16 protein-coding genes are annotated in these 13,448 nt (G+C 62.1%); 8 read left to right on the top strand and 8 right to left on the bottom strand.

Annotation, left to right across the window (positions count from 1 at the left end; all coding sequences use genetic code 11):
* Position 1: 1 nt before the first annotated feature.
* Entirely contained in the window at positions 2-742 is a 741-nt protein-coding gene (gene hutC / locus FJ434_RS16365; RefSeq protein ID WP_140714333.1) for a histidine utilization repressor, read from the top strand.
* Between the two features lie 50 nt (positions 743-792).
* Here the strand turns inward: hutC and FJ434_RS16360 are convergent, their stop codons facing one another.
* Positions 793-1,137 carry a RidA family protein gene (locus tag FJ434_RS16360; RefSeq protein ID WP_140507265.1) on the bottom strand — a complete coding sequence of 115 codons (345 nt, stop codon included), beginning with the start codon at positions 1,135-1,137 and terminating at the stop codon, positions 793-795.
* 229 nt (positions 1,138-1,366) lie between these two features.
* On the opposite strand from FJ434_RS16360, the gene aztA reads away from it, so the two are divergent.
* From aztA to FJ434_RS16340, 4 genes are all read left to right on the top strand, one after another.
* Entirely contained in the window at positions 1,367-2,185 is an 819-nt protein-coding gene (gene aztA / locus FJ434_RS16355) for a zinc ABC transporter ATP-binding protein AztA (RefSeq protein ID WP_140507267.1), read from the top strand.
* On the top strand, positions 2,185-3,060 hold the full coding sequence (gene aztB, locus FJ434_RS16350; protein WP_140749077.1) for a zinc ABC transporter permease AztB: 876 nt from the start codon (positions 2,185-2,187) through the stop codon (positions 3,058-3,060). Before aztA ends, aztB begins: the two co-directional genes overlap by 1 nt.
* 26 nt (positions 3,061-3,086) lie before the next feature.
* Positions 3,087-4,028 (top strand): zinc ABC transporter substrate-binding protein AztC, encoded by a 942-nt coding sequence (gene aztC, locus FJ434_RS16345; RefSeq protein ID WP_140714261.1) that lies wholly within the window; start codon positions 3,087-3,089, stop codon positions 4,026-4,028.
* Between the two features lie 150 nt (positions 4,029-4,178).
* Positions 4,179-4,517, top strand: coding sequence for a TIGR01244 family sulfur transferase (locus FJ434_RS16340; protein WP_027143117.1), 339 nt, complete (start codon positions 4,179-4,181; stop codon positions 4,515-4,517).
* Here the strand turns inward: FJ434_RS16340 and FJ434_RS16335 are convergent.
* Complete coding sequence (locus FJ434_RS16335; protein ID WP_140507272.1) at positions 4,514-4,981, bottom strand: Lrp/AsnC family transcriptional regulator; 468 nt, start codon at positions 4,979-4,981, stop codon at positions 4,514-4,516. The two genes, FJ434_RS16340 and FJ434_RS16335, sit on opposite strands and share 4 nt — an antisense overlap.
* A 139-nt stretch (positions 4,982-5,120) precedes the next feature.
* Here FJ434_RS16335 and hppD point away from each other — a divergent pair, with 139 nt between their 5' ends.
* Both hppD and FJ434_RS16325 read left to right on the top strand, forming a co-directional pair.
* Positions 5,121-6,236: a 4-hydroxyphenylpyruvate dioxygenase gene (gene hppD / locus FJ434_RS16330; RefSeq protein WP_140749080.1), complete on the top strand. Its 1,116-nt coding sequence runs from the start codon at positions 5,121-5,123 to the stop codon at positions 6,234-6,236.
* Between the two features lie 64 nt (positions 6,237-6,300).
* Positions 6,301-6,534, top strand: coding sequence for a type II toxin-antitoxin system prevent-host-death family antitoxin (locus tag FJ434_RS16325; protein WP_348640971.1), 234 nt, complete (start codon positions 6,301-6,303; stop codon positions 6,532-6,534).
* Here FJ434_RS16325 and FJ434_RS16320 read toward each other — a convergent pair.
* From FJ434_RS16320 to hmgA, 4 genes are read right to left on the bottom strand one after another with little or no spacing between them, the layout of a single operon-like run.
* Positions 6,531-7,067, bottom strand: coding sequence for a DinB family protein (locus FJ434_RS16320; protein WP_140749083.1), 537 nt, complete (start codon positions 7,065-7,067; stop codon positions 6,531-6,533). The genes FJ434_RS16325 and FJ434_RS16320 overlap by 4 nt on opposite strands.
* 15 nt (positions 7,068-7,082) lie before the next feature.
* Positions 7,083-8,096, bottom strand: coding sequence for a fumarylacetoacetate hydrolase family protein (locus FJ434_RS16315; protein ID WP_140749086.1), 1,014 nt, complete (start codon positions 8,094-8,096; stop codon positions 7,083-7,085).
* Positions 8,093-8,980: an MBL fold metallo-hydrolase gene (locus FJ434_RS16310; protein WP_181165972.1), complete on the bottom strand. Its 888-nt coding sequence runs from the start codon at positions 8,978-8,980 to the stop codon at positions 8,093-8,095. The genes FJ434_RS16315 and FJ434_RS16310 overlap by 4 nt, the downstream gene beginning before the upstream one ends.
* Positions 8,981-8,991: 11 nt before the next feature.
* A complete protein-coding gene (gene hmgA, locus FJ434_RS16305) occupies positions 8,992-10,305 on the bottom strand; it encodes a homogentisate 1,2-dioxygenase (protein ID WP_140714250.1) in 1,314 nt (437 codons plus the stop codon).
* An 86-nt stretch (positions 10,306-10,391) separates the two neighbouring features.
* Here hmgA and FJ434_RS16300 point away from each other — a divergent pair, with 86 nt between their 5' ends.
* Complete coding sequence (locus tag FJ434_RS16300; RefSeq protein WP_181165959.1) at positions 10,392-10,829, top strand: MarR family transcriptional regulator; 438 nt, start codon at positions 10,392-10,394, stop codon at positions 10,827-10,829.
* Between the two features lie 61 nt (positions 10,830-10,890).
* On the opposite strand, the gene tdh is transcribed toward FJ434_RS16300, so the two are convergent.
* Entirely contained in the window at positions 10,891-11,925 is a 1,035-nt protein-coding gene (gene tdh / locus FJ434_RS16295) for an L-threonine 3-dehydrogenase (protein ID WP_140714248.1), read from the bottom strand.
* Positions 11,926-11,977: 52 nt separating this feature from the next.
* Entirely contained in the window at positions 11,978-13,165 is a 1,188-nt protein-coding gene (locus FJ434_RS16290; RefSeq protein WP_140714246.1) for a glycine C-acetyltransferase, read from the bottom strand.
* Positions 13,166-13,448: the final 283 nt, after the last annotated feature.

Raw genomic sequence — 13,448 nt, 5'->3', positions numbered from 1 at the left:
CATGGCTGAACCGACGGAGATAGACGACAGCGAGACCGTCTCGCTGCATCAGCGCATCCTTTCCGATATCCGGGAAAGAATTCTTTCCGGCACCTGGGTGCCCGGCCACCGTATCCCGTTCGAACATGAGCTGACCGCCGAATACCAATGCTCACGCATGACGGTGAACAAGGCTCTGTCCCAGTTGGCCAAGGCAGGTTTGATCGAACGCCGCCGCCGGTCGGGCAGCTTTGTCCGCCAGCCGCAATCGCAGGCAGCCGTGCTGGAACTTCACGACATCAGGATCGAAGTCGAGGCGCTCGGCCTGCCCTATCGCTACAAGCGGCTGGAACGCCTGAAGCGGCGCAGCAATGGGGAGGACAGGACGTTGCTCGAACTGTCCGCCGCAGGTCCAGTGCTATGGCTCGAAGGTCTTCATTTTGCCGGCGAACGGCCATTCGCGCTCGAGCAACGTCTGATCAATCTTTCGGCGGTTTCGGAAGCCGGGGACGAAGAGTTTCTGGAAATCGCTGCCGGGCCTTGGCTGATCGACCGCGTGCCGTGGAGCGAGGCCGAGCATCGGATACGCGCCATGAGCGCTGACGACGCCATCGCCGATGCGCTCGACATCGATCCCGGGGCACCTTGCCTAGTGGTCGAACGCCGCACCTGGAGTGCCGAGCACCCGGTCACCCACGTGCGCTTCATCTATCCGGCGGAAAGCCATACGCTGGTGGCAAGGTTCACGCCGTCGCAGGGGTGAGTGATCTCCCCTCGTCGTGGGGGGAGATCGGCAGTTCTGACGTCGCGCCTTTACAGCGCCGCGGTGATAATAATCTCGACCAGATATTCCGGGCCAGCGAGCTTTGCTTCGCCGGTGGCGCGGGCGGGCGTGTGGCCCTGCGGCACCCACTTGTCCCATTCGGTATTCATCTCGGCGAAGGTGCCCATGTCGGCCAGCCAGATGATCGCCTGGACGATCTTGGTCTTCTCGGTGCCGGCCTTGGCCAGCAATTCATCGATGGTCGCCAGAATATCGCGGGTCTGCGCGGCGACATTGCCGCCGGGTTCGCCGACCTGGCCGGCCAGGTAGACGGTGTTGCCGTGGATAACGATCTGGCTCATGCGCGGGCCAACATCGATGCGACGAATGCTCATTGCGAGTTCCTTCCGTTGTGGTCGCGCCTCTTTAGAGTCGCCGTCCGCTTCGGGCAAGGCCGGCTGAACCGAAACCGCTTGAGCCAATTGCTCCCTCCAGGGCCAGGCGCCTACACGGCGAGTTGACCACCGCGACGCAATTCCGCCGGATTGGCTTGTTGACTAATGTAATAACATCACATATCCAAACGGCCGCACCTTAGCCGGATTTGGTTTCCCACGGAACGATATGACCCAGACCTGCCTGACATTCCGTGACCTGACGTTGGGCTACAACAGCCATCCCGCGATCCATCACCTCGATGGCGCGATCCGCAAGGGCTCGCTGACGGCCGTGGTTGGGGCCAACGGCTCTGGCAAGTCGACGCTGATGAAGGGTATTGTCGGGGTGCTGAAGCCGATGGCAGGCGAGGTCATTCGCGCGCCGGGCGTGCGGGCGGCCTACCTGCCGCAGCAATCGGAACTCGATCGCTCCTTTCCCGCCCGCGTCGTCGATCTGGTCTCGCTCGGCCTGTGGCCGAAGCGCGGAATGCTTGGCCGCTATACCGGGGAAGATCGTGAGGCCGTCAGCCAGGCTTTGATGGCCGTCGGCCTCGGCGGCTTCGAGAAGCGGCCGATCGACACGCTGTCGGGTGGCCAGTTGCAGCGCACGCTGTTTGCCCGCGTGCTGTTGCAGGATGCCGACCTGATCCTGCTCGACGAACCGTTCAACGCCGTCGACGCCAAGACGGTCGGTGACCTCATTGCCTTGATCAAGCGTTGGCACGGCGAAGAGCGCACCATCATGGTGGTGGTCCATGATCTCGATCTGGTGCGCCAGAATTTTCCCGAAACACTGCTGCTTGCCCGTCAGCCGGTTGCCTGGGGCGAGACCCGGGAGACGCTGAAACCGGAGAACCTGCTGCGCGCGCGCCGCTTCCACGAAGCCTGGGAAGAGAACGCGCCCTGGTGCGAGCCTGACGAGCACGCTCATGACCATGACCATGACCATGGTCATCATGGCCACGACCACGATCATCACCACGGCGCCGGACCGAGGGCTGCCTGATGGACGCGCTCTACAGTCTTTTCATCGCCCCTTTCGCCGATTTCGGCTTCATGCAGCGGGCGCTGTTCGGCTCGCTGATGCTGTCGCTCGGCGCCTGCCCGATCGGCGTTTTTCTGATGCTGCGGCGCATGAGCCTGTCGGGCGACGCGATGGCGCATGCCATCCTGCCGGGCGCGGCCGCGGGTTTCCTGTTCTACGGGCTGGAAATCCTGCCGATGACCATTGGCGGCCTGATCGCCGGCATCATCGTGGCGCTCGGCGCCGGTGCCGTGTCGCGCTTCACCGTCCAGCGCGAGGACGCCTCGATGGCGGCCTTCTACCTGATTTCGCTCGCCATCGGCGTGCTGATGGTGTCGATCCGCGGCTCCAGCGTCGACCTCATGCATGTGCTGTTCGGCACGGTGCTGGCGCTCAACAACGAGGCTTTGACGCTGATTGGCGGCATCGTCGCGGTGACGCTGGTCAGCCTTGCCATCTTCTGGCGGGCGCTGGTGGCCGAATGCCTCGACCCGCTGTTCCTGCGTTCGGTCAGCCGCATGGGCAGCCCGGTGCATTTCATCTTCCTCGGTCTCGTCGTGCTCAACCTCGTCGGCGGCTTCCAGGCGCTCGGAACCTTGCTTTCCGTCGGATTGATGATGCTGCCGGCGGCAGCCGCGCGCTTCTGGACAACGCGCGTCGAACCGATGTGCGTGCTGGCCGTACTGATCGGCTTTGCCTCCTGCATCGCCGGACTGCTCCTGTCCTATCATGCGTCGCTGCCATCCGGCCCTGCCATCATCCTGTCGGCCGGCGTCGTCTATTTCGCCTCGATCCTGTTTGGCACGCGCGGCATCCTGCGCGCCCGCATCATCCATCACCGTCACAGAACGGCCTGATCCCCGCCCTAAAAGGAGACCCGCTTATGCTCAAATCGATCCGTGCCGCCCTGACGATGAGCGTTATAACATTTGCCGCCTTCAGCGCGTCATCGGCTTTCGCCGCACCGCTGAAAGTGGTCGCCAGCTTCACAGTCATTGCGGATTTCGCCAAGAATGTCGGCGGCGACCGCATCGCGATCACCACGATCGTCGGCCCAGACGGCGACGCCCATGTCTACGAGCCGAGCCCTGCCGACGCGGTGGCCATGGCCAAGGCCGATATCGTGCTGGTCAACGGCCTGCACTTCGAAGGTTTCCTGCAGCGCCTGGTCGATGCCAGCGCCACCAAGGCCTCCATTGTCACCTTGACCAAGGGCGTGACGCCGATCGACTTCAAACCTGAATTCGCCGACGCCGATGCGGCCGAGGGTGCCGGCACCGGCGGCGGCAAGACCGTCGCCGATCCGCACGCCTTCCAGTCGATCGCCAATGCCAAGATTTATGTGAAGAACATCGCCGAGGCCTTCTGCGCGGCCGACAGCGACGGCTGTGTCAGCTACCAGACCAATGCCGCCGCCTACACCAGGAAGCTCGATGCTCTGGAAGGCGAAGTGAAGGCGGCGATCCAGTCGATCCCCGAGGCAAAGCGCGTCGTCATCACCTCGCATGACGCCTTCGGCTATTTCGAACACGAATACGGCCTGACCTTCCTCGCTCCGCAAGGCATCTCGACTGATTCCGAACCGTCGGCCGCCGATGTCGCCAAGCTGGTCGAGCAGGTGAAGCAGGACAAGGCCGCGGCCATCTTCGTCGAGAACATCACCAACCCGCGCCTGATCGAGCAGATCGCCAGCGAGACCGGTATCAAGGTCGGCGGCACGCTCTACTCGGACGCGCTGTCGCAGCCCGACGGCCCGGGCTCGACCTATATCGACATGATGCGCAACAACATCCGTCAGATCAAAGGCGCCATTCTAGGCAGCTGAATTTGATCCGCACCCAACCGGGCCGTATCGGCCTGGTTGGATTTTCTGGCGCGCGATGTCTATTTGGCAGAGAATTCCGTCGATGCGGATTGCCGTGCCCACCGGGCAATGGCAAGACTGCCGCCAAACCAGATTGCGAGGATATGAGCCATGGAATATCGCCAGATCAGCGAGGACTATTCGGTCTCGGGTCAGATCCAGCCCGAAGATGTCGCCACCATCAAGGAAGCCGGCTTCAAGAGCGTGATCTGCAACCGGCCGGACGATGAGCAGCCCGGCCAACCTTCGGCGGACACGCTCAAGGCAACGGTCGAAGCCGCTGGCCTCGCCTTCCGCTACATCCCGGTGATCAGCGGCCAGATGACCGCCGAGAATGTCGAGGACCAGGCAGAGGCGCTCGACGAGCTCCAAGGCCCGGTGTTTGCTTATTGCCGGTCCGGCGCGCGCTGCACCAATTTGTTCCTGGCGATACAGCAGTCGAAGGGTTAGATCGGCAGCGCCCCGGTTTCCTTCAGCGTCTCCAGCACGATCGCGGTCTTCACATGCTGCACGGATTCATGCGGCAGGAGTACGCCGTTGACGAACTCCGACAACGATTTGAGATCGGGCGTCACCACCTTCAGGATGTAATCCATCTCGCCGGTCAGCGCGTGCGCCTCCTGCACTTCCGGCAGGCGCGCCACCAATTCGCCGAAGCGCCGCGCATTGTCGCGGTTGTGGGTGGCCAGCGTCACTGAAATGACATTGACCAGCGAGAAGCCGAGCCTGTCGCGGTCGAGCACGGCGCGATAGCCCTTGATATAGCCATCCTCCTCCAGCCGCTGCCGGCGGCGCGAGCATTGCGACGCCGACAGGTTCACCCTTTCGGAAAGGTCGTTGTTGGTGAGCCGCGCGTCGCCCTGCAAGAGCGCCATTATCTTGCGGTCAAACTGATCAATGCGCCCATTGTCCATGGTTTCCTCCCATATTATGCATGCTTCACGCATGTCATCACCATTTCAAGCGTTTGAATGCAAGCACCATGCACAGACCCCGCGCTATGATGGCGTTAGGAGGCCCTTTTTAGGCCAAGCAGCTTCCGGAGGAATTATCATGGGTCCCTTCCCACACGACGCCCCGCCCGCCACGATCAGCAAGGACAACCCTGCCGGCACCGATGGCTTCGAGTTCGTCGAATTCGCGCATCCGGAGCCCAAGAAGCTAGCCGAACTGTTCACCCGCATGGGTTATATGGCGGTAGCCAGGCATCGCACGAAGGACATCACCGTCTGGCGCCAGGGCGACATCAACTATGTCGTCAATGCCGAGCCCGGCTCGCACGCGATGAAGTTCGCCGACAAGCACGGCCCTTGCGCGGCCTCGATGGCCTGGCGGGTGGTTGATGCCAAACATGCTTTCGAGCATGCGGTGTCGAAGGGCGCCACGCCTTATGAAGGCGACGACAAGGCACTCGACGTGCCGGCCATATCAGGCATCGGCGGTTCGCTGCTCTATTTCATCGAGGCCTATGGCAAAAAGGGCTCGGCCTATGACGCCGAGTTCGAATGGCTGGGCGAACGCGACCCGCGACCGCAGGGCGTCGGCTTCTATTACCTCGACCACCTGACCCACAATGTCTATCGCGGCCAGATGGACAAATGGTGGGATTTCTATCGCAATCTGTTCGGCTTCAAGCAGATCCATTTCTTCGACATCGACGGCAGGATTACCGGCCTGGTCAGCCGCGCCATCACCTCGCCCTGCGGCAAGATCCGCATTCCATTGAATGAGTCCAAGGACGAGACCAGCCAGATCGCCGAATACCTGAAGAAGTACAATGGCGAAGGCATCCAGCACGTCGCTGTCGGCACGGACGACATCTACGCCGCCACCGACAAGCTCGCCGAGAACGGGCTGAAATTCATGCCCGGCCCGCCTGAGACCTATTACGACATGTCTTATGACCGCGTGAACGGCCATGACGAGCCGATCGAGCGGATGAAGAAACACGGCATCCTGATCGACGGCGAAGGCGTGGTCGATGGCGGCACGACCAAGATCCTTCTGCAAATCTTCTCGAAGACCGTTATCGGGCCGATCTTTTTCGAGTTCATCCAGCGCAAGGGCGACGAAGGCTTTGGCGAAGGCAATTTCCGCGCGCTGTTCGAATCGATCGAGCAGGACCAGATCAAGCGCGGCGTCATCAAGGTTGACGGCAAGGCGGCATAAAAGTGAAAGCTCGTTAGCAGTTCGATCAGCGTTGACCTAAGTTCCGGCGATAAGAGGTCGATCTGTGAACGTCTCCACAACTGCAGCCAGAGCCAAACTGTCGGAACTAGTGAGACGCGCGAAAGCTGGCGAGGAGATCGTGCTCACGCGGCGCGCGAAGGCCGTGGCGCGTCTCTTGCCACCGCCGGTGAAGGAAGACCTTTTGCCACGCATCGGCGCTTTGAAGGGCAAATTCGTATCGCCGATGATTTTGACGCCCTCGGCCCTGAATGGGCCGAGCATTCGAGATGACGGCTAGAGCCCCAGCCGCCCGACCTCTTTCTCCCTCAGCTTCATATCATAATCGAGCAGAAACTCGTCCAACTGGGGCGGCGCGACCGAGCTACCCGAGAGCATGGCGTGGACCTGGCCGCGATGATGGATGTCGTGCAGGAAGACGTGCGCCAGGATATCGCCAATGCGTTCTGGGATCATGCCGTCCTCGCGCCGGTCGGTGATGACGCGGCGATCGAGATCGGTCTCCGACAGGCCATCGCAGAAGGCGATCAGCCGCCGGTCGGCCGTCAGCTGAGCCACGCAAAGCTCCGGCGCAGCAGCGAAAGGCACGAAGTCATCGTAGGCAGCGGCACCGACGCCGCCTTCTTCGAGAAAATCGAGATAGAGCTGATCGACCGCGAGGACATGGTTGAGCGTCGCCTTGATCGACGGGAAAAAGCTGGTGCGCTCGGCCTCGAACTCACCGGGCTTCAGCGCAAGCACGGCGCGATAGAGCCGGTCGTTCGACCACAAATTGTTGCGCGCCATGCGGCGAAGATGCTCGAGCAGGGTCATTCTTCCTCCTTGCGCTCACCGCTCGTATTTCTCCACCGTCTGCTCGATGGCGCCGAAAATCGAGGCTCCAGTCTTTGACTTCATCTCGATGCGCACCGTGTCGCCGAAGCGCAGGAACGGCGTCTTTGGTTCGCCTGACGCAATCGTCTCGATCATGCGCAGTTCGGCGATGCAGGAATAGCCGGCGCCGCCCGCCGAGACTGGCTTGCCCGGGCCGCCGTCGAGTTTGTTGGATACCGTACCCGAACCAATGATGGTGCCTGATACCAGTGGCCTTGTGCGGGCGGCATGAGCGATCAGGGCCGGGAAATCGAACGTCATGTCGGTACCGGCATTGGCGCGGCCGAACGGCTTGCCGTTGATGTCGGCGAGCAGCGGCAGGCTGACCTTGCCGCCATCCCAGGCGTCGCCCAGCTCATCCGGCGTCACCGCGACCGGAGAGAAGGCGGAGGACGGTTTCGATTGGAAGAAGCCGAACCCCTTGGCGAGTTCCGACCCGGTGAGCGCGCGTAGCGTGACATCGTTGACCAGCATGACCAGCCGGATCGCGGCGCCTGCCTGATCGAGGCTGGCGCCCATCGGCACGTCGTCGATGATGACGGCAATTTCGGCCTCCATGTCGATGCCGAAGGCTTCATCCGCCATGCGGATCGGATCACGTGGCGCAACGAAGGAGTCCGAGCCGCCCTGGTAGATCAGCGGGTCGGTCCAGAAACTCGCCGGCATTTCGACGCCACGCGCTTTCCGCACCAGTTCGACATGGTTCACATAGGCGGAGCCGTCGGCCCATTGATAGGCGCGCGGCAGCGGCGAATGCGCATCGTGTTCGTGGAAGCGAGCTGCCGGCATCGCATTGTTCTCCAGCGATTCCGCGATTGTCGCGAGATGCGGCGAGATCCTGCGCCAGTCGTCGAGTGCCGCCTGCAGCGTGCGTGCCAGGAACGAGGCGTCGGTGTATTGCGTCAGGTCGCGCGAAACGACGACGAGTTTCCCGTCGCGCGTTCCGTCCTTCAGCGTGGCAAGCTTCATGTGGTTCCCTCTCCTTGCGCAGCTTTCTCGCTGCTTAGCTCCACAACAAGGCCGTCACGGGCAATCGTCAAGTCACCGGCCCATGTTTTCCTGACGGCGGCAACCCAGTCCTCCTCGCCGATCCCGACATCATCGGCCGGAATGAGGTGGTTGAGCACCAGCCTTTTGACGCCGGCATCGCTGGCGATACGGCCTGCCTCCTCGGCAAAGCTGTGGCTGGCGAGCAGATGTTCCCTGAGCCGAGCGCCATTGCCGGTCCTGGCAACCAGCCGCTCGATGCCCTCCTCCAGCATGGCTTCATGGACGAGGATATCGGCACTTTCGGCGAAATCGGCGAGCGGTGGGAAGAAGGCCGTGTCGGCCGAGAACACCACGCTTTTTGCGCCATGCTCGAAGCGGAGGGCAAAGCAGTCGGTCACTGGTGGGTGGTCGACGCGCAGCGCCGTCACCTTCAGGCCGCGCTGCTTGACCACATGGCCTTCGTCGAATTCGTCGATCGAAACCAACTCGCGAATATCGGGCCGGCCCTCATCGACGATGCGGATCTCGATGTCGAATTCCATCGCCTGACAAAAGCGCCGCCAATAGTGCCCGACCCCAGGCGGGCCGAACACGGTGACCGGCGTCGCCAAGCCAGCCATCCAGGCGGTGTGGATCAGCGGCCCCAGCTCCAACACATGGTCGGAATGCAGGTGCGTGATGAAGATCAGGTCGAGCGCCTTCAGGCTGATGCCGGCATCGACCAGGCCGCGCGTCACGCCAAGCCCGCAGTCGACGACGATCGCTCGCCCGCCGATCTCGAGCAGCGACGAACTCGGCCACGGTCCGCCCGGCCGCAGCGCCGGACCGCCTTTCGAGCCCAACAACACCAACCGATCCGGCATTGACTTGCCGCTCAAGACCAGTCGCCCTCGGGCGTGCCATTGAAGCGTTTCTTCAGGTCAGCCCAGCAGTCGATGTAATTGTCCTGCCGGGTTTCGAGTTCGGCGCCGTAGCGGGTCAGCATCTGCGGAAAGCGGGTCTCGAACATGAAAGCCATGGTGTTGTCGAGCTTGACCGGTTTCAGGTCGGCGCGCGAGGCTTTTTCGAAGCCAGGCGCATCCGGGCCATGGGCCAGCATCAGATTGTGCAGGCTAATGCCGCCGGGCACGAAGCCTTCTTCCTTGGCATCGTACTGGCCGTGGATCAGCCCCATGAACTCGCTCATGATGTTGCGGTGATACCAGGGCGGCCGAAACGTATTCTCGGCCACCAGCCAGCGCGGCGGGAAGATGACGAAATCGATATTGGCGGTCCCTTCCTCGCCGCTCGGCGCGGTGAGCACGGTGAAGATCGACGGGTCGGGATGGTCGAACAGCAGCGCGCCGACCGGCGAAAAGGTCGCCAGATCATATTTGTAGGGGGCGTAGTTGCCGTGCCATGCCACCACGTCGAGCGGCGAATGGCCGATCTCGGTGACGTGGAAATTGCCGCACCATTTCACGATCAGCCGGCACGGCGTTTCCTTCTCCTCGAACCAGGCGCATGGCGTCTTGAAATCGCGCGGATTGGCCAGGCAATTGGCGCCGATCGGGCCGCGGTCAGGCAGCGTCAGCTTGGCGCCGTAGTTCTCGCAGACATAGCCGCGCACTTCGGTGTCGACCAATTCGACCTTGAAGACGAGGCCGCGCGGCAGCACGCAGATTTCGCCCGGCCGAAGCTCGATGACACCCATCTCGGTGACCAAGCGCAAGCTGCCCACCTGCGGCACGACAAGCAGTTCACCGTCGGCGTTGAAGAGATGGTCGTCGACCATCGAGCGATTGGCGACATAGACATGGGCTGCCATGCCGGTCTGCCCGAGCACGTCACCGGCTGTGGTGATGGTGCGCATGCCCTGGATGAAATCGGTCGGCTCGTTCGGCATCGGCACCGGATTCCAGCGGTACTGGCCAAGCGCCAGCTCGTGATCGCCGACATTGGGGGCAGTCTTCCACAGCGGATAGCTGGCGGCCCTGAACCGGCCCGTGTGCCTGACGCTCGGACGGATGCGATAGAGCCAGGAGCGCTCATTGGTGCCGCGCGGCGCGGTGAAGGGCGAACCGGAAAGCTGTTCGGCATAGAGGCCGTAGGCCGGCCGCTGCGGCGAGTTGCGTCCCTGCGGCAGCGAGCCGGGCAGTGTCTCGGTCTCAAAATCGTTGCCGAAGCCCGGCATGTAGGAAAAGGCCATCGCTTCCTCCCGGATTGACCAAACTTGTTTCATTTGTAACCATTGAAAATGTAACTATCAATCTTCCGTTTTTCCGGATGCGGACAATGGACATTCTCGAACTCGAAAGCTTCCTGCCCTACCGGCTGTATCGCCTCGCCGATGCCGTCAGCCGCGAATTCTCGACGGTCTATAAGGACCGCCATGGCCTGACCCGGCCCGAATGGCGCACGTTATCGGGGTTGGGACAGCGCGGCACGATGACCGCGACGGAACTTGGCGAACAATCGGCCATGCACAAGACCAAGGTTTCGCGGGCGGTAGCCGAGTTGGAACGCCGGCGCTGGCTGGTGCGGACGCCTGACGAGAACGACCGCCGCGTCGAGCACCTGACACTGACGAAGGCCGGGCTCGCTGCCTATCGCGAGATGGTGCCGCTGGCGAAGGCGTTTGAGAGAGAGTTGCTGGCGAAGTTTGGCGTGGACGCACGTGCGGCGATTATGAGCGGGATGGCGGCACTGGAGATGGCGTTGGAAGGAAAATAGAGTTGATAGGCTGGCAGGACAGAGGGGGCGCGAAGGAACTCCACGTCTCTGTCGACGCGTCTCACCAGTCCATCACCACCTTGCCCGAACTGCCGCTCCTCATCGCATCGAACCCAAACTGGAAATCATCGACGCCGATGCGATGCGTGATTAGGCCGGTCACATCGAGCGGGCCCTGCACCAGGGCGATCATCTTGTACCAGGTCTCGAACATTTCGCGGCCATAGATGCCCTTCAAGTGCAGCATCTTGAAGATGACCTTGTTCCAGTCGATCTCGAAGCCGGTCGGCGCTATGCCGAGGATGGCGATCTTGCCGCCATTGTTCATGGTATCGATCATGTCGCGGAAGGCGGGCGCGGCGCCCGACATTTCGAGACCGACGTCGAATCCCTCGGTCATGCCGAGCACCGGCATAACATCGCGCAGCTTCTCCTTCGAGGCATCGACGACATGCTGGACGCCGAGCTTTTTCGCCAGCGCCAGCCGCACCGGGTTGATATCGGTGATGACGACCTTGCGCGCGCCGACGCACTGCGCGACCAATGCGCCCATGATGCCGATCGGTCCGGCGCCGGTGACCAACACATCCTCGCCGACCAGATCGAAGGACAGCGCCGTGTGGACGGCATTGCCCAAGGGGTCAAAGATCGCGGCAATCTCGTCCGGAACATCGTCGGGAATCGGCACGACATTGTGCTGCGGGATCGCCAGATATTCGCCGAAGGCGCCAGGACGGTTGACGCCGACGCCGAGCGTGTTGCGGCACAGATGTCCCCTGCCCGCACGACAGTTGCGGCAGTGGCCGCAGACAATGTGGCCCTCGCCCGACACGCGCTGGCCGACCTTGTATTCGGTAACCGCAGCACCAAAGTCGGCGACCGTGCCGACGAATTCATGGCCGGTGACCATCGGCACCGGCACGGTCTTCTGCGCCCACTGGTCCCAGTTGTAGATATGCACGTCGGTGCCGCAGATCGCCGTCTTCTTGACCTTGATCAACACGTCGTTGGGGCCGATCTCCGGCACCGGCACCTCTTCCATCCAGATGCCCGGCTCGGCCTTGGCCTTCACCAGCGCCTTCATCATGTTCGACATTCTTTTGTCCCTTGAATCTCTTGATCCGGAATCGCTTTTCGGCGCCGGCCGTTCAGGAAATCACACCCAATTCCCTACCGACCGCACCGAATGCCTCCACCGCGCGGTCGATATCAGCGCTGGAATGCGCCGCCGACATTTGGGTGCGGATGCGCGCCTGGCCTTTCGGCACGACCGGGAACGAAAAGCCGATGACATAGATGCCACGCTTCAGCATGCGCGCGGCCATTTCCTGCGCCAGCGTCGCATCACCGAGCATCACCGGTATGATCGGATGATCGGCGCCTGCCAGCGTGAAGCCAAGCTTACGCATCTGGGACCGGAACCGCGCCGCATTGGCATATAGGCGCTCGCGCAAGGCATCGCCATTGCGGATCAGGTCGAACACCTTGATCGAGGCACCGGCGATCGCCGGCATCAGCGTGTTGGAAAAGAGATAGGGCCGCGAGCGCTGGCGCAGCCAGTCGACGACCTGGCTTTTGCCAGAGGTATATCCGCCGGAAGCGCCGCCGAGCGCCTTGCCGAGCGTGCCGGTGATAATGTCCACCCTACCCTCGACGCCGCAATGTTCGGCCGAGCCGCGGCCGTTTGCACCGACGAAACCAACTGCATGGCTGTCGTCGACCATCACCATCGCGTCGTATTTCTCGGCGAGATCGCAGACACCTCGGAGATTGGCGATGATGCCGTCCATGGAAAACACGCCGTCGGTGGCGATCAGCCGGAAGCGGCAATCCTTCGCTTCCTGCAATCGCGCCTCGAGATCGGCCATGTCGTTATTGGCGTAGCGGAAGCGTTTGGCCTTCGACAGCCTGACACCATCGATGATCGAGGCGTGGTTCAACGCATCCGAGATAACAGCATCCTCTTCGCCAAGCAGCGTCTCGAACAGGCCGCCATTGGCGTCGAAGCAGGAGCCGTAGAGGATGGTGTCCTCCAGGCTGAGGAAGGATGAAATTGTCGCCTCGAGTTGTTTATGTTCCTCTTGGGTGCCGCAGATGAAGCGCACCGAGGCCATGCCGTAGCCGTAGCGATCGAGCGCCTGCGTGGCCGCCGCGCGCAGGTCCGCGCTGTCGGCAAGGCCGAGATAATTGTTGGCGCAGAAATTCAATACTTTCTCGCCGCCGACCTCGATTTCGGCCGACTGCATCGAGGAAATCACCCGCTCGGACTTGTAAAGGCCGGCGGATTTCAGCCCTGCAAGCTCGCTGTCGATATGGGAGAGAAATGCTGCGGTCATGATCAGGCCTCGTTTGACGTGGGCAGACTGTCGTCCCGCCGGCGCAAAAAATCCATCGCAAAAGCGACCGGATCAGGTGGCCGGGCAGCATCAGCCGGGATGCAATGGACATTGCTCAAGTGACAGCCCGGGAACGCATGGACTGACGAATGCTCAAATGCGGGCTTGCGGCGAAAGAGCCCGATAACCATTTCGCGATTTCTCCCCGCCTCCCCCTTGCCGGCCGGCCGTCGACTTCCGGTCCTGTTAACGTTTGCAGTTCAATGGTGCTCATACAGAAATC

Origin of the sequence: Mesorhizobium sp. B2-5-13, assembly GCF_006440535.1 — a bacterium.
GTDB lineage: Bacteria > Pseudomonadota > Alphaproteobacteria > Rhizobiales > Rhizobiaceae > Mesorhizobium > Mesorhizobium salmacidum.
The sequence above is the reverse complement of the archived record's forward strand: the minus strand, read 5'-3'. Positions and strand labels throughout refer to the sequence as shown.